The 16,854-nt window shown below is 33.7% G+C and carries 17 protein-coding genes and 1 other RNA gene; 7 read left to right on the forward strand and 11 right to left on the reverse strand.

What is annotated here, in order from left to right:
* Window positions 1–40 precede the first annotated feature (40 nt).
* The 4 genes from rny to O5O44_RS11365 form a co-directional block, all read right to left on the reverse strand.
* Window positions 41–1,615, reverse strand: coding sequence for a ribonuclease Y (gene rny / locus O5O44_RS11350; RefSeq protein ID WP_019387179.1), 1,575 nt, complete (start codon window positions 1,613–1,615; stop codon window positions 41–43).
* Window positions 1,616–1,673: 58 nt separating this feature from the next.
* Window positions 1,674–1,801: non-coding RNA, 6S RNA (ssrS, locus tag O5O44_RS11355), on the reverse strand.
* A 55-nt stretch (window positions 1,802–1,856) separates the two neighbouring features.
* Window positions 1,857–2,150, reverse strand: coding sequence for a cell division protein ZapA (locus O5O44_RS11360; protein ID WP_019387180.1), 294 nt, complete (start codon window positions 2,148–2,150; stop codon window positions 1,857–1,859).
* Between the two features lie 15 nt (window positions 2,151–2,165).
* The gene (locus tag O5O44_RS11365; protein WP_019387181.1) at window positions 2,166–2,456 is read right to left on the reverse strand and encodes a coiled-coil domain-containing protein; all 291 of its coding nucleotides are present in this window, start codon (window positions 2,454–2,456) and stop codon (window positions 2,166–2,168) included.
* 177 nt (window positions 2,457–2,633) lie between these two features.
* Between O5O44_RS11365 and O5O44_RS11370 the strand changes: the two genes are divergently transcribed.
* Entirely contained in the window at window positions 2,634–4,319 is a 1,686-nt protein-coding gene (locus O5O44_RS11370; protein WP_289194459.1) for a M23 family metallopeptidase, read from the forward strand.
* A complete protein-coding gene (locus O5O44_RS11375) occupies window positions 4,273–6,792 on the forward strand; it encodes a TonB-dependent receptor (RefSeq protein ID WP_289194460.1) in 2,520 nt (839 codons plus the stop codon). Before O5O44_RS11370 ends, O5O44_RS11375 begins: the two co-directional genes overlap by 47 nt.
* 1 nt (window position 6,793) lies before the next feature.
* Here the strand turns inward: O5O44_RS11375 and O5O44_RS11380 are convergent, their stop codons facing one another.
* Window positions 6,794–7,936, reverse strand: coding sequence for a cysteine desulfurase family protein (locus tag O5O44_RS11380; RefSeq protein WP_289194461.1), 1,143 nt, complete (start codon window positions 7,934–7,936; stop codon window positions 6,794–6,796).
* A gap of 138 nt (window positions 7,937–8,074) precedes the next feature.
* On the opposite strand from O5O44_RS11380, the gene O5O44_RS11385 reads away from it, so the two are divergent.
* On the forward strand, window positions 8,075–8,998 hold the full coding sequence (locus O5O44_RS11385; RefSeq protein WP_289194462.1) for a hypothetical protein: 924 nt from the start codon (window positions 8,075–8,077) through the stop codon (window positions 8,996–8,998).
* Here O5O44_RS11385 and O5O44_RS11390 read toward each other — a convergent pair.
* Window positions 8,995–9,558, reverse strand: a complete 564-nt coding sequence (locus tag O5O44_RS11390) for a DUF8465 domain-containing protein (protein ID WP_289194463.1) — start codon at window positions 9,556–9,558, stop codon at window positions 8,995–8,997. The genes O5O44_RS11385 and O5O44_RS11390 overlap by 4 nt on opposite strands.
* Window positions 9,559–9,570: 12 nt before the next feature.
* Window positions 9,571–9,750, reverse strand: a complete 180-nt coding sequence (locus tag O5O44_RS11395) for a hypothetical protein (protein ID WP_289194464.1) — start codon at window positions 9,748–9,750, stop codon at window positions 9,571–9,573.
* Window positions 9,751–9,919: 169 nt separating this feature from the next.
* Here O5O44_RS11395 and O5O44_RS11400 point away from each other — a divergent pair, with 169 nt between their 5' ends.
* The 3 genes from O5O44_RS11400 (at window position 9,920) to O5O44_RS11410 (ending at window position 12,355) form a co-directional block, all read left to right on the forward strand.
* Window positions 9,920–11,677, forward strand: a complete 1,758-nt coding sequence (locus O5O44_RS11400) for a DUF8693 domain-containing protein (protein WP_289194465.1) — start codon at window positions 9,920–9,922, stop codon at window positions 11,675–11,677.
* A gap of 78 nt (window positions 11,678–11,755) precedes the next feature.
* Complete coding sequence (locus O5O44_RS11405) at window positions 11,756–12,019, forward strand: DUF2752 domain-containing protein (protein WP_350494439.1); 264 nt, start codon at window positions 11,756–11,758, stop codon at window positions 12,017–12,019.
* A gap of 9 nt (window positions 12,020–12,028) precedes the next feature.
* Window positions 12,029–12,355, forward strand: a complete 327-nt coding sequence (locus tag O5O44_RS11410; RefSeq protein WP_289194467.1) for a CCC motif membrane protein — start codon at window positions 12,029–12,031, stop codon at window positions 12,353–12,355.
* Between the two features lie 71 nt (window positions 12,356–12,426).
* Here O5O44_RS11410 and rocD read toward each other — a convergent pair whose 3' ends face one another.
* The 4 genes from rocD to O5O44_RS11430 all read right to left on the reverse strand — a co-directional run bounded on the left by rocD (window position 12,427) and on the right by O5O44_RS11430 (window position 15,300).
* Window positions 12,427–13,707 (reverse strand): ornithine--oxo-acid transaminase, encoded by a 1,281-nt coding sequence (rocD, locus tag O5O44_RS11415; RefSeq protein WP_289194468.1) that lies wholly within the window; start codon window positions 13,705–13,707, stop codon window positions 12,427–12,429.
* A 160-nt stretch (window positions 13,708–13,867) separates the two neighbouring features.
* Window positions 13,868–14,254 (reverse strand): DUF6768 family protein, encoded by a 387-nt coding sequence (locus O5O44_RS11420; protein ID WP_019387192.1) that lies wholly within the window; start codon window positions 14,252–14,254, stop codon window positions 13,868–13,870.
* The gene (locus tag O5O44_RS11425) at window positions 14,251–14,793 is read right to left on the reverse strand and encodes an RNA polymerase sigma factor (protein WP_289194469.1); all 543 of its coding nucleotides are present in this window, start codon (window positions 14,791–14,793) and stop codon (window positions 14,251–14,253) included. Before O5O44_RS11425 ends, O5O44_RS11420 begins: the two co-directional genes overlap by 4 nt.
* Entirely contained in the window at window positions 14,794–15,300 is a 507-nt protein-coding gene (locus O5O44_RS11430; protein ID WP_289194470.1) for a hypothetical protein, read from the reverse strand.
* Window positions 15,301–15,417: 117 nt separating this feature from the next.
* Here O5O44_RS11430 and rlmD point away from each other — a divergent pair, with 117 nt between their 5' ends.
* Window positions 15,418–16,833: a 23S rRNA (uracil(1939)-C(5))-methyltransferase RlmD gene (gene rlmD / locus O5O44_RS11435; protein ID WP_289194471.1), complete on the forward strand. Its 1,416-nt coding sequence runs from the start codon at window positions 15,418–15,420 to the stop codon at window positions 16,831–16,833.
* Window positions 16,834–16,854: the final 21 nt, after the last annotated feature.

Genomic DNA, 16,854 nt, shown 5'->3' on the forward strand with positions numbered 1-16,854 from the left:
TTTAATTTATATACAAGATTCCTGCATTCGCAGGAATTTATTACTTAGCAATATTTACTGCTCTAGTTTCTCGAATAACGGTTACTTTTACTTGTCCAGGATAAGTCATATCTGTCTGAACTTTTTGAGAAATGCTAAACGATAAATCTGCAGCTTTTTGATCATCTACTTTTTCACTTTCAACAATAACACGCAGTTCTCTTCCGGCTTGTATAGCATACGCTTTTTTAACACCTTCAAAACCAAAAGCTATATCCTCTAAATCTTTTAATCTTTGAATGTAACTATCTAACACTTGACGTCGTGCTCCAGGTCTTGCTCCAGAAATAGCATCACAAACTTGAATAATTGGTGCTAAAAGCGATTTCATTTCAATTTCATCGTGATGCGCTCCAATAGCATTACAAACCTCATCTTTCTCACCATACTTCTCTGCCCATTGCATACCTAAAATAGCATGCGGTGTTTCCATATCGGCTTCAGCATCTGGCACTTTTCCAATATCGTGCAATAATCCTGCGCGTTTAGCTAATTTTGGGTTTAGCCCTAATTCTGCAGCCATAACTCCACATAATTTAGCTACTTCACGCGAGTGTTGTAGTAAGTTTTGTCCGTAAGAAGAACGGTATTTCATTCTACCCACCATTTTAATTAACTCAGGGTTTAAATTGTGTATCCCTAAATCTATTACCGTACGCTTACCTACCTCAATAATTTCTTGTTCTATTTGCTTTTGCGTTTTCTTAACAATCTCTTCAATTCTAGCAGGGTGTATTCTTCCGTCTGTTACCAGTTTGTGTAACGATAAGCGGGCTACCTCTCTACGCACAGAATCAAAGCACGATAAGATTATAGCTTCGGGCGTATCATCTACAATAATTTCAACACCTGTTGCTGCTTCAATGGCTCTAATATTTCTACCTTCTCTACCAATAATACGTCCTTTAACATCATCAGATTCAATATTAAATACAGATACACAGTTGTCTACTGCTTCTTCCGTACCAATACGTTGAATGGTGTTGATTATAATTTTTTTCGCATCTTGTTCGGCTGTTAATTTAGCTTCTTCAATAGCACTTTGGATAAAAGACATCGCGTCATTTTTAGCTTCACCTTTTAAAGATTCCACCAATTGTTCTTTTGCTTCTTCGGCAGAAAGACTCGAAATTACTTCTAATTGTTGTACTTGGCTTTTATGTAATTTATCAACCTCGTCTTGCTTCTTATTAAGCACTTCTAATCTATGGTCGTAATCTTTTATTTTACTTTCTAGATTGTCATTAAGCTTTTTATTTCTAGCAAGTTCGTTTGATACCTGAGATTCTTTATCGCGTGTACGCTTTTCAGCTTCAGCCATTTTCTTATCTCTTGCAAGAATGACTTTTTCATGTTCTCCTTTAAGTTCAATAAATTTTTCTTTGGCTTGGAGTATTTTATCTTTTTTAATAGTCTCGCCTTCACTTTTTGCTTCTTTAAGTATTAAAGTCGCATTTTTCTTAGCTTCTTTAACCAGTTTAGAAGCATTGTTTTTTTCAAGTATTTTTGAAATTATAAAGCCTATAATTAGCCCTAATAAAACACCTCCTACTGCAAATATAATTGAGTTATCCATCTTTAATTTAGTTGATTTGTATATATAAAAAAGCCTACACCAGTATAAAGTTTTGTATAAACTCCTTAAAAACAAGTTTAGGGCTAACAAGCTGATCAAGGGTCTGCTAGTTATTGAAATAAATTCAATATATGCAGCATGCTTTTACAACTTAAACTCACCCTTTTTAAAGAATTAACGTTGAGTTTATCAAAAAAAATAACCAATGTAGGCAGTAACTTTTATGTATTTTAAAGAACGTTTAAGAGGTCAAATGAGATTGCAACAAGTCATTTAAAGCATTTAGCTTTTCTTCTACATGCTCATTTACATTTGCTTTATCAATAGACTTCTGTTCAACTTGAGAAGCAAACTGTAAAGCGCACATAGCCAATACATCTTGTTTATCTCGAACAGAATAACTTTGCTCAAATTGCTTAATCATTGCTTCAATGTTTTTAGCCGCTTTACGCAATCCTTCTTCCTGACTTGACTCAATCGTTAAAGGATATACCCGATTAGCTATTGACAGCTTTATTTTAAGCTTCTCTGACATTGAATTTAATGAGCTTTAATCTGAGAGTTGAGCAATACAATGATCAATATCTCTAATTAAGGCATTTATTTTAAGCTTAGTTTCTCTCTTATTATCGTCACTACCAAGTATTGTATTTGCCATTTTAAGAGCTTCGTACTTTTCTTCCCAATTTGCTATCTGCTTTTTTTGGGCTAGATTTTCTTGCTTTGAAACTTCTAATTCTTCATTTAATTTCAAATTAGCAAGCTTTAAAAGCTCTAGTTTGTGTAATACTTTACTAATCTTGTTTTCTAATGAATCTACAATATTCTCAATATTACCCATTTACAAAATTCAATACTTACCTCACAAAGTTAACATACCTAAGGATAAATTACAATTGTTTTTTCATAAAATTTTATTTTCTTTGGCACATTGTACTCACAGTGCAACATGGCCTGATTTTTGATTTATGCTTTGCACTTTCAGGTCAAATTAATAATTTAGCCTCAATTCACGTTTATGCGATATATACTATCCCTCTTTTTAGTTTTTTCTAGTTACTTAAGTGCACAAAACCCTTATCCGCAAGACTATTTTAGTAATCCATTGGATATTCCATTAGTATTATCTGGTACGTTTGCAGAGTTGCGCTCTAATCATTTTCATTCGGGTTTAGATATTAAAACGCAACAGCGAACAGGATTAAAGGTAAAAGCATCAGCCAGTGGTTTTGTGAGTAGAATTAAAGTCTCGCATTATGGCTACGGTAAAGCGCTTTACATTACGCACCCAAACGGTTACACAACGGTATACGCGCATTTACAAAAGTTTTCACCAGATATTGAAGCTTATGTTAAAAAGCATCAATACAAAAATGAATCGTACGAAATTGAGTTGTTTCCTAAAGCTGAGAATTTACCAATACAAAAAGATAGCCTAATTGCTTATAGCGGAAATTCGGGTGGCTCTGGTGGACCACATCTTCATTATGAAATAAGAGATAAGCAAGAACGCCCCATAAACCCTATGCTTTTTGGTATTGATATAAAAGACAGTGTTAATCCGATAATTACATCAATTTACGTATATCCTTTGGATAATAATTCCTTCGTAAATAGTTCCAATAGCAAGCAAAAAATAAGACTTACGCCCTTAAAAAATGGTGATTATACTACTGAAAACATTGAAGCCATTGGTAATATAGGATTTGCAGTGGGTACTTTTGATAGACAAGATTTGGCAGCAAACTCAAATGGGGTTTATAATATTCAAACCTTTTACAATGGTACTCGCAATTTTGAAATTGATTTTAAACGTTTTGCATTTAGTGAAACCAAACACATCAATCAGTTAATTGACTACGAACACTTTGCAACTAAAAGACAACGAATCCAAAAGTTATTCAGAAAAAACAATCCATTAAGTATTTTAAAACCCGCACTAAATGAAGGTGTTTTAAACATCAAAGACAGTACTTATTCGGTTTATAAAATTCGGGTTGCTGATTACAAAAACAACGAATCATGGGTTACAATTCATATAAAAGGAGCTAAAAATAAAAGTTTAAAACAAGAACCTGCAAAGATAACTCCGTATTTTGTCAATAGCTCGCAAACAACCCATTTAAAAGAAGGGATTGTATCTGTTGATTTTTATAAAGACACTTTTTATGAAGATTTTTACATAGATTTTGAAGTGAAAAATGATACTCTAAAACTGCATGAAGATGTAAAAGCAGCAAAAAAGAACTTTAATATTACTTTTGATGTTAGCAAATATTCAATTGAAGACAGAAACTCACTATACATAGCAAAATTATTGGGTGATAATAAATATCCGGCTTATACCAGTACCAAAAGAAAAGATCATTTACTCATTGCCAGAACCAAAAAACTTGGTACCTACGCCCTATCAATGGATACCGTAAGTCCGACTATTTCCGCTAAAAATTTCAAAGACAAACAATGGTTAAGTAATTTTAGATATTTAAAAGTTAAAATTGACGACCAAGAATCAGGAATCTCAAATTACCGAGCAACCGTAAATGGCAAGTGGATTTTAATGGAATATGATTATAAAACCAAAACACTCACACACGATTTTAATGATAACGTTATAACGGATACTAAAAATAATTTAAAGGTAATTGTTACCGATAATGTTGGAAATAATTCTACTTTTGAAACGTTATTTTACAGAAAATAAACTTGAAACACTTTTGAAGGCAAAAAAACTACTAACCATCTTTATAATTTTAACAGGTTTAACGTTGAGTTTTGCCCAAAATGCGACCATTAAAGGAGTTATTTTAGATGAAAATAATGTTCCTATAGAGAAAGTAAGCATTAAAACTGAAAACAACGGAACCGAAACCAATGCCAACGGCTTTTATATAATTTCAATTCCCGCTAATAAAGATGTTGTTATAGAATTCACCCATCTTTCTTTCAAAAAAATTACCAGCACCTTTAACTTAAAAAACGGCGAGGAGCTAGAGTTTAATCCGGTAATGAGCACTTCTGTTGAACAAATTGCTGCTGTGGTTGTAAAAAGCAATAGAAAAAAAGAAGTTGAAGGTATTGTAACCATAAAACCTGAAGCCATCAGAAAAATTCCTGGTGCCAATGCAGGTGTAGAAAATATACTTTTAACCCTACCAGGAGTTAGTAACAATAACGAATTAAGTACGCAGTACTCCGTTCGTGGTGGTAATTACGATGAAAACTTGGTATATGTAAACGGTATTGAAGTGTATCGCCCGTTTTTAGTGCGCTCTGGACAACAAGAAGGATTGAGTTTTGTAAACACAAACTTGGTACAAAATGTAGATTTTTCAGCTGGTGGATTTCAAGCCAAGTATGGGGATAAACTATCGTCGGTTTTAGATATTACGTATAAAAATCCGTATCAGTTTGAAGTCAATGCAGATTTGAGTTTATTAGGAGGCAGTCTCTCCGTAGAAAACATAAGTAAAGATTCAAAATTTACAGGAATTGTAGGTCTACGTTATCGCGATAACAGTTTATTAGTGAATGCCAAAGAAACCGAAACAAACTTCAATCCATCTTTTGGAGATGCACAAGCTTTTTTTACTTATAAATTCACAAATAAATTTCATTTAAGTTTTTTAGGAAGTGCCTCAATTAACAAATACAATTTTGAACCCCAAGCGCGTCAAACCAATTTTGGAACATTAAGTGACCCTGTAGCTCTAGTCGTTTTTTACGACGGACAAGAAAAAGACCAATACCAAACACTGTTTGGGGCTTTTAAAGGATCTTATTTTGCAAATGACGACTTAACGCTTCACTTAATAACCTCAACCTATCATACTACAGAAGAGGAGTATTTTGATATTCTTGCACAATACAGTTTAGGAGAGGTAAATAGTAATATTGGTGATGAAAATTTAGGTGAAGTTGAATTTACTCAAGGTATTGGCAGCCAATTGAACCACGGTAGAAACGATTTAGATGCTTTAATTTCTACTATTGAACATAAAGGGGATTTTAAAGTTAAAGAAAATCGTTTTGAATGGTCAGTAAAATATACGCATGAAGATATTAGAGATCGTTTGATTGAATGGGAAGTTATTGATTCTGCAGGATTTTCAGTAAGACCACCAAACACCTATTCTAATGAGCAACCCTACGAACCTTTTACTGGTCCGTTAGAGCCTTACCAGAATGTTCGAGCTACAAACAATACTAAAATTAACCGTTTTCAGGCTTACGGACAATGGAGTAAGCGAAGTACATTGGGTACTAGCGACGTATGGTATAATGCTGGTATTCGAGCTCATAATTGGTCGGTTAGTGGTGATGGTATTTCATCTTCAAATCAAACCGTTTTCAGTCCGCGTGCACAATTCGCCATAAAACCAGATTGGGAAAAAGACATGCTTTTTAGAGTTGCCACAGGAATGTATTATCAACCGCCTTTTTATAGAGAATTACGCGATGCCAATGGTGTGATTCAAGCAGATGTAAAAGCACAAAAATCTTTTCATCTTGTTCTTGGAAACGATTATAGTTTTAAAATGTGGGACAGACCTTTTAAGTTAACTTCAGAAGTTTATTATAAAAACTTATCAGATGTTAATGCTTATACGCTCGAGAATGTTCGTATCCGTTATCGCGCCAATAATAATGCAAAGGCCTATGCTTATGGCTTAGATATGCGATTGAACGGAGAGTTTGTTCCAGGTACAGAATCGTGGTTTAGTTTTGGGTATTTAAAAACTGAAGAAAATACAGATAACCGAGGTTATATTTCACGTCCAACAGATCAGCGTTTAAAATTTGCAGCACTTTTTCAAGATTATGTACCCAACATGCCAAATTTAAAAATGTACTTAAATCTTGTTTTTAATACCGGATTACCTGGAGGTTCTCCTAGTTATGCAGACCCTTATGACTATCAAAATAGATTACCTTCTTATAAACGTGCCGATTTTGGTTTACAATATGTGTTAGTTGATTCTGAAAAACAGTTCGCTAGCGGTTGGAAAAAACCATTTAAAGCCCTTTCTTTTGGATTTGAAATCTTCAATATTTTTGATGTTCAAAACTCCATTACAAATACATGGGTAAGAGATGTGAGTAGTAAAAGACAAATTGCGATTCCTAATTACTTAACACCGCGCGTTTTTAATGTAAGAACTACCATGACGTTTTAAATTATCCTATAAACGCCTTAAGAACACTTATTACATAATCAACTTCAGCTTTCGTATTGTATTTACTAAATGAAAATCGAATAGAAGGTTTTTGTAAATCTTCGCCATTTAGAATTTCTGACAATACATGCGAAACCTGAGAACTTCCACTTTGGCAAGCACTTCCTTTAGAACAAGCAATCCCTTTTAAATCTAATTGAAACAATAACATATCTTCCTTCTTAACCGGAATTGGTAAGCAAACATTTACCAAAGTATAGGTACTCTTTTCCAAATCATCAGAACATCCATTAAATTTTACATGCGGGATTTCTTTTTTTATTTCATCAATAAAATATTGCTTCAATCCTTTAATAAAAACCGTTTCTTCTTTCAATTTATTATAAGCTTCTTTTATAGCCACTTCCATACCAACAATGTTATGGATACTTTCTGTTCCAGCACGCAACCCTCGCTCCTGTTCACCACCAACTATCAAAGGTTTTAATCCTGAATTTTTTCTAATAAAAGCAAACCCAACACCTTTTGGCCCATGAAATTTATGTGCAGAAGCGGCAATAAAATCAACAGGAACATTCTGTAAATCCAAATTATAATGTCCCACAGATTGAACCGCATCCGAATGAAAAAGCGCTCGATTTTGTTTGCATAAATCTGCAACGCGTTTAATATCTAAAATATTTCCAATTTCGTTATTAATATGCATCAAGCTCACCAAAGTTTTAGATTCAGATTGCAACAAGTGCTCTAGTTGACTAAAATCTATTTCACCCTTATCATCTAAATCTAAATAACTTACTTGTATTTTAAATTCGTTCTGGAGTTTTTTAACCGTATGTAAAACGGCATGATGCTCTATTTTAGACGTAATAATATGGGTTACGCCTAAATCTTTAACGGCACTGTTTAGCACCAAATTATCTGCTTCGGTACCACCAGATGTAAATACTATTTCGCCAGCTGAAACATTAAGATGTTTAGCAATCAACTTCCTAGATTTTTCAACTAAAACTTTAGAAGCCCTTCCAAAACTATGCGAAGATGAAGGATTACCAAAGTTATTTCTTAAAACTTCAGCAATGGCATCCACAACTTCATCACGCATTGGCGTTGTTGCTGCATTATCAAAATAAACCGACTTCATATGAATTACCTTTATTTCTTTAAAAGCGCATAAAAAATCAATTGCTTTTAAAGTTCAAAAATACTTGAAATAAAATTATTATCAATAAGCTACGTTATAAATATCAATTCCATTATTTTTGCCTAAAACCCAAATACAATGCGTCAATTATTTTTTGTTTTTTTAGTGATAGTTTTCATACCAATAAATTCTTGTGATGATGGCGATGTTATTGATTTTGAATTAGATTTTGAAGACGCTTTTGAAGCTTGTGGCGACTCTGATTTGGTTTTTTATAAAACGAAAGAAGACCCTTCTGAATCCTTATCTATAAAGTTAACAAATGTAACCTTAGATGATATTCTTGAAGTAGATTCAGATGGTATGTTTGAAAGTACCTATACTATAAGTTCTTCCAACCCGCTAAATTATCGTATTTACAACAATACTACTTTACCTAGTGATTTGTTTTGCAGTGCGATACCAAATTCGGAAATAAGTGTAAAACAAGATTACGAAAGTACCAGTGGATCCACTACGGTTACAACCGTTTTAACTGAAGATGACAACGATGGAATTAGTGCTTCATTAGAAGATAGAAACGGTAATGGTAATTTGGAAGATGATGATACCGATGGTGATGGGTTGCCAGATTATATTGATGCCGATGATGATGGTGATAACATTTTAACTAAAAATGAAAACCCAGATCCAAATGGAGATGGCGACTTAAGCGATGCACAGGATACCGATGGTGATGGCACGCCTGATTATTTAGACACCGATGATGATGGTGACGGTATAGATACCCGTGATGAAGAAAACGACACCCAAGACCAAAACCCAGCAAACGATATAACTGTGAGTGAGGTAGGTCCTGATTATTTAAATAAGGAAGTAGCCAATTTAGGCGCTCCGAGTGCTACAGCTTACAGAACGCACACCATAACACAAACTTATACGGTTACGCTATTAGTTTATGATTTTGATTTAGAAGTCATTTCGTTCGATGTTTTAGATTTTGGTGAATTAGAAGACAGTTCATTATCCGCAACTAGGTCGGTAACACCAGATTTTCCTTAAGTTTTAGGTGCATTCTGATAAATGTAAACCTCGGTTGCCCCTAGTCCATATTTTTGGTAATTGGCGTCATAGTATTTTACATTGTTGTACCTACCAAATAAGTATCCCAACTCCATTCTTAAAACACCTTCGCCAACACCATGAATAAACACTATTTTTTGAATACGTTTATTGATGGCAAAATCTAACTTCCGTCTGGCGGTATCTAATTGCAAAGTAAGCATATCATGATTAGACATGCCTTTGCTAGATTTTACCAATTGATTGATATGTAAATCGACTTCCATAGTAGGTTCATACCTCTCCTTTACACGCTTTTTAGTCTCTTGTTTTCTTTTGGGAGCCTCTTTTTCTGTAACTACATCGTTTATATTGGCATGCAAAAAGACTTCAGATTTTAAAGATGTTTTTTTATTCGCTTTTACGAGTTCATGAGCTTGAAAATTCATTAAAAAACCGTCATCCGTTTCTATTGAAATGGTTTGGCCAGAAATATGCTTTATCTTACCTGATAAATCTTCATCAAGAACCAATACAAAATCTCCCACTTTAAAACTCATAATTATTTATTTTTAAAGGGTTCTATCATCTTCATCGTTCCTGCTGGGTACTGTTTTGGCTATTCTATAAATACCAATCATGAGTAAAACAATACCGCCAATTAAAAAAAATTGATTTTCACCGCCGACAGTTTTAGAGTACATCGCGACAAAAGCGCCCAATAGTATAAGAAAATAATTTAAATATTTCATGATTATCGTATCAGTTTTGAGAGCACAAATTACATCAAAAAATAGATTTTTCATCGATAAAATTCAGAATAAAATCGATAAAATCAACGACAAAACGCATTTTTAATCGTTAAAATGCATAATTATTAAAAAATTTATTATATTTGCCGCTGTTATAGCCCCCAAATCTATGCGCCACATATTAGTCATTTTTGTAATGATGATTTGCAACCTAAGTTTTTCACAGCTTTCGGTACGCAATACTTCGTATGTTTTTATTAACGATGAAATTGTTTTTGTAGAAGACGATATTAATTTAAACGAAGCGGCAAGCACCATCTATTTACGCAGTGAAGCTCAAGTAATTCAAGGCTCAGGAACCACAGGAAACTCTGGTGTGGGCGAGTTAAGTGTTTATCAAGAAGCGAATGCTGGCGAACACGAATACAACTATTGGTGTTCACCAATTGGAAGTAAAACAAGTAATAATATAAATAATCCGTTTGGAATTTCATTTTTAAATGATGTAACGGGCTTAATCACCTCCACTCCTGCAACATATAATTCTACAAATTCATATAACGGTACATCAAGTCCATTAAATATTGAGCCTCATTGGGTTTGGAAATTTATAGCTTCTGATAACTATGGTGAATGGATTCATGTAAAAGGCAATACAACCATAAACCCAGGAGAAGGTTATACCATGAAAGGAACCATTGGTTCTGCTAATGCCCAGAGATATGATTTTAGAGGTAAGCCTAATACAGGAACCATTGGTGTTAGTGTTGCTACAAACCAATTTACTTTAGTTGGAAATCCCTACCCGTCTGCTCTAGATGCTTTAGCTTATATACACGACGTAGAAAACGCATCTGTAATTAACGGAACGCTTTATTATTGGGAGCAAGACCAAACAGTTAATTCTCACTATATAAATGCATATAATGGTGGTTATGCGACCTATACAATAGACGCGACAGGGCTCGTTGAAACATTTATACCTGCAGTTTTCAATACTTATGATGGCAATGGATCTGTAAATGTAGCCAATACTGGTATAGGTACAAAAACTGCAAGACGTTACATACCCATTGGGCAAGGATTTATGGTAGAAGGTACTGCTAATGGTGTTGTAAAAGCTAAAAATTCACATCGCAGTTATGTTAAAGAATCGGCAGCTAACAGTGAGTTTTTTAAATCGTCAGGAGATAAAAAATCTAAGGTTAATCAATCGGTATTTTCTATAATGCCTGAAGCTTATAAACGTTTTAGACTGAATATTGATTTTAATGACCTTTATACAAGACAATTGGTTCAAACCTTTCATCCTACAGCTACAGATGGTTTTGACTACGGATTAGAATCTAAAATAAATGCTGCTGATGTGTTATCATCTGATGCCTATTGGACTATAGATAATGATTCATATCTCGCTGAAGCCTCAACTTTTAACGAAGAATTAAAAATTCCTCTAGTCATAAAAGTTGCAGAAGAATCACCAATTCGCATTCGCATTGCGGATATTCAAAATTTTACCAACAGCCAGTCTATTTATGTACATGATATTGAAAATGAAACATATGTAGATTTGAAAGAACAAGACTTTGAAGTTTATCTTGAACGCGGTGAATACAACGATCGATTTGAAATTACATTTACAGAGCAAGTATTAAGTAATACCGAATCTAGTTTTGAAAACTTTAGAATACTGCATAATAATAATACCGCTATACTTAAGATTATTAAAAAAAATAATATTGAATTAACAAAATTTCAATTATACGATATTTTAGGAAAACTAATTCTAAACGATAAACTTCAATCTAGTAATAGAAAACAAACGTATTCAACAAGTTCACTCAGCAATGGCGTTTATATTGCAAAAGTAACAACAGCCGGCAATCAAATAATTAGCAAAAAAATCATTGTTGCTAATAAAAAATAATAGTCCTCTTTTACTTCCTCTTAAAGCTTTTAGTATTTTAGCTATAAAATATTTACAGTTCAAATTATGGAGGAGTACATGCTGCCCTGTTTAAATAAAAAACTACTAGGAATAGAATGTTTAGGCTGTGGTTTGCAACGCGCTGTCGTACTTATTTTTCAAGGTGAATTTATTGAGGCCTTTTATATGTATCCTGCTATTTATAGCCTAATTGTACTTTTTATATGTATTGGCATAAATATTTTCTTTAAATTTAAACATTCTAGTAAAATAATTGGAGGGCTTGCCATATTAACGGTTGCTACCATTATTATTAGTTATACTATTAAATTAATCAATTAAATATTATTCATGGAACAACAAAAACTCAATCCAACACTCGTTTATGTTTTAGCTATTTTAGGTCTTTTATGCTGCTGTTTTGGTGGTTTAGGATTTATATTATCAGGAATCGCATTTTTTATTGCGCAAAGTAAACTTAAAGAAGCCAAATTAAACCCAGAAAATTTTGATGTATCTAGCATTAAGGCCATGGACACCGCTAAAATTGTAGCGTTGGTTATTTTAATTATAAACCTTCTTTATTTTGTAATGACTATTTATAGAATTTCTACTGTTGGTTGGGATGAAATTATGAGACAATCGCAAGAAATGATGGAGCAAATGCAAAATCAATAAGTTATAAATCTATAAAAAAAGCGACCAGTTGGTCGCTTTTTTTATATCTAAATATTGCATTAAACACTTTATTAATTCTCAAATTGCTTAAGTGTTTTGGTAATAATGTTTACACAATCTAACAACTGTTCTTTAGTCATAACCAAGGGTGGCGCAAAGCGAATGATGTTACCATGGGTTGGTTTTGCCAGTAATCCATTATCTCTTAAAGCTAAGCAAATATTCCATGCCGTATCGCTATCTTCAGTATCATTTATAACAATAGCATTTAGCAATCCTTTACCTCTTACTAATTTTACGATGTTACTCGACGCGATATATTTATTCAATTCATTTCGGAACAAATTACCTAATTCGAAAGCATTTTTGGCTAAATTTTCATCTCTAACAACTTCTAGAGCAGCCATTGCAACTGCGGCAGCAACAGGGTTTCCTCCAAAAGTACTGCCATGATTTCCTGGTTTTATCACCTTCATAACCTCATCGTTAGCTAAAACTGCCGAAACCGGATATACACCACCACTTATGGCTTTACCAAGTATCAAGACATCTGGTTTAACCTCAGGCGTTTCCGAGCAATTTTTGTTCTCGCATGAACAGTTACCACAAGTGGCCAATAAACGTCCCGTTCTTGCTATTCCTGTTTGTACTTCGTCTGCAATAAACAATACATTATATGTTTCGCATAGCGCTTTAGCTTTTGCTAAATAATCATCACCTGGCACGTAAACTCCAGCTTCACCTTGAATAGGTTCTACTAAAAACCCAGCTACGTTAGGATTACTTTTTAAAACCTCTTCTAAAGCTTTTAAATTATCATATTCAATTTTTATGAATCCATTAGTGTATGGTCCGAAATTTTCACGAGCTACAGCATCATTTGAGAACGATATAATTGTTGTAGTTCTTCCATGGAAATTATTCTCACAAACCACAATTTCAGCTTGATTTTCATCAATACCTTTTACTTCGTAAGCCCATTTTCTACATAGTTTTAAAGCCGTTTCTACAGCTTCAGCGCCTGTATTCATAGGGAGAAGTTTATCAAAGCCGAAAAATTCGCATGCAAATTTCTCGTACTTTCCCAGCATATCGTTATGAAATGCTCGTGAGGTTAATGTTAATGTTTGTGCTTGTTGCACCATAGCACTAACAATTTTTGGGTGACAATGCCCTTGGTTTACGGCAGAGTATGCCGATAAAAAATCGTAATACTTTTTACCTTCTACATCCCATACAAATACACCTTCACCTTTTGTTAATACAACTGGTAATGGTTGGTAATTGTGAGCACCATACTTGTTTTCTAAATCGATCGCTTGTTGCGAAGTTAATTGGTCTAAAACAGCCATTTTAAAATAAATTTAATCGTTGATATCCAAACAAATGGATATTTAAAATAACCATTCCTTCTGTACCTTTATCCTTTCGAAGAGTATCGAAAATTCAGCGTGGGAGAGAAATCATCCCTAGGAGGTCGCAAATTACTAAATAATTTAATGTCTTTAAACCTTAACTCGAAATTTTTGCCGAAAGTGACGATACCTGAAGTTCTAAACGCTTCATTTCTCTTAATAGGGCATTTTTATCCATTTGCATCCAAGCAAAAACTTTTAACATACTAACCCCTAATAAAAATACTAAACCGCCTATGCCCCATTTTATCATTTCGTTGGTTATTTCTGTATGAAAAAATTGAATGGTACAGTAAATGAACAACCCAAAAAACACAAGGGTCATAAAATTCATCAAGTACATAATCCATTTGTTTTTTCCTTTAAACAAACCAAAAACCATTTCAAGAACATTTTGTTCTTCTAGTTCTTCGTAAAATTTAGCTTCTTCTTGGGTTAAAGTTTCCTTTATTAATTTGTCTATATCTTCCATATTAGTTTTCATTTTTTCTGTTTTAAAGTTTGTTTTAATTTTTCGCGTGCATGAAACAATCTTGATTTGGTAGTTCCTGCAGAAATATCTAGCATTTCACTTATTTGCTTTATACTGTATGATTCTATGTAAAATAATTTAATTACTGCTTTTTGGCCTTCTGGCAATTCTTGAATGGCTTTAAATAAATTGGTTTTCAACTGGCTGTAATCTGTATCCGTTATTTCTTGTCCACTACCATCTGTACCGTAATCAATCTTGTTTTGCCGATTTTTAGATTGTATCCTTAACCAATCCGTCGATTTATTAATTACAATTCTATAAGCCCAAAACTTAAATTGCTTTGGATGTTTCAGGCTCGCTATATTTTTGATTATTATCGTCCAACTATCTTGAGCAATATCTTTAGCAACATCTTTATCTTTAACCATCCAATAGGCTTTATCGCAAAACTGCTTATGCCATCGTTTTACTAATGCAGCCATTGCTTTTTTATCGCCTGCTAAATAAGCCTTAACCAAACCCTCATCAATATCTTGGTCTGTTTTCAATTAGACTGTTTTAGTTTGAATTGCTCTTCTTTTATAAACACCTCGTAAATAATTAACCCAGGCATTATATTTAGTTATTTTATTCTCCGTATTGAAATAGTTTTCAACTTTATCAAAAGCCTCTTCTATTAAAGCATCATGAAGCCACCTAATTACAAAAGTCCATAAAAAAGAGGCTTTAAATGATGTATGCATTCTTATTTCGTGGCATATTTCAGTTTTATCAGTATCTAAAGCATCGATTTTCAATGCATGTGTGCCGTTAAAACCATCGGGTTTAGTGAACTTAAACTTAATGTGCTTGCCAGCTTCAAACTCAATAATAGTATAACGAATGCGCCCATGACCGCCTTTACTTCCAATTTTCAACCCTTCTTTAAATGTAATGGCTGGCCAATTTTCATGAGGCCAAACCAAGTCGTTTGAAGTCGCTAGAGTTTTAAAAATTGCTGTCACCTTTTCTAAAGGTTGATTGATAATGCGCTTATGGATATTAACTACTTTCATACTCTAAAGACGGCAAAATTTAAAAAAGGTTCAATTAATTCGGAATGAAAATTAAAAACTCTTAAAGTTAATGGAAATAAAGTCATATTAATTACTTGCTATTATTATTTTTGCAGCATGTCTAGAAGAAATAAAGCAAGAAAGCAAGTTTTTGAAAATGTTGAAGTTTTAGATGCTGCAGCAAAAGGAAAAACGATTGCCAAAGCGCCAGATGGTAAAGTCATTTTTTTACCAAATGCCGTACCTGGAGATGTGGTTGATGTACAAACTTTTAAAAAGCGAAAAGCGTATTTTGAAGGTAAAGCCACTGTGTTTCATAAACTTTCGGATAAAAGAACCGAACCAGCTTGCGAACATTTTGGAACCTGTGGTGGTTGCAAATGGCAAAACATGGGCTATGAGCACCAATTATTTTATAAGCAGAAGGAAGTTACCAATAATTTAACCCGTATAGGGCATATCGAACTACCAGAAGTAACACCTATTCTAGGTTCTGCAAAACAGTATTTTTACAGAAATAAAATGGAGTTTTCTTTTAGCGATAGCCGATGGTTAACTCAAGAAGAAGTTCAATCAGATGAAGATTTAGGTGATAGAAACGCCCTTGGATTTCATATTCCAGGAATGTGGGACAAAATTTTGGACCTTAACAAATGTCATTTACAGGCAGATCCTTCAAACGCTATTAGAAACGCGGTGAAGCAATTTGCGATTGAAAATAATCTAGAATTTTTCAACACCAGAAATCAAACAGGGTTATTGCGAACCATGATGATTCGCACCTCGACTACAGGTGAGATTATGGTACTCATTCAATTTTTTAAAGAAGATAAACCGAATCGAGAAGTACTTTTAGATTTTATTGCTGACACGTTTCCTGAAATAACCTCGTTGCAATACGTTATTAATGGTAAAGCTAACGATACTATTTACGATCAAGAGGTTATTTGTTATAAAGGAACAGACCACATTTTTGAAGAAATGGAAGGTTTAAAATTTAAAATAAACGCTAAATCTTTTTATCAAACCAACTCAGAACAAGCATACGAACTCTATAAAATAACACGCCATTTCGCTGGATTAACAGGCAACGAATTGGTTTACGATTTATATACGGGAACAGGAACCATTGCACAGTTTGTTGCAAAACAAGCTAAAAAAGTAGTTGGTGTAGAGTCTGTGCCAGATGCGATTACCGCGGCCAAAGAAAATGCACAATTAAATAACATTAATAACGTTGAGTTTTTTGTGGGCGATATGAAACACGTTTTTAATAACGATTTTATTAAAACCCACGGGCATCCAGATGTTATAATTACCGATCCGCCAAGAGACGGCATGCATAAAGATGTGGTACAACAAATTTTAAACATTGCCCCTAATCGCGTGGTTTATGTAAGTTGCAATAGCGCCACACAAGCCAGAGATTTGGCTTTAATGGATGCCGATTATAAAGTTATTAAAACCCAAGCTGTAGATATGTTTCCGCAAACATTCCATGTAGAAAATGTTGTACTTTTGGAAAAACGCTAAACAAATAAACGCATAACCGCT

Origin of the sequence: Algibacter luteus (assembly GCF_030344935.1) — a bacterium.
In the GTDB taxonomy this organism is placed as follows: Bacteria; Bacteroidota; Bacteroidia; order Flavobacteriales; family Flavobacteriaceae; genus Arenitalea; species Arenitalea lutea.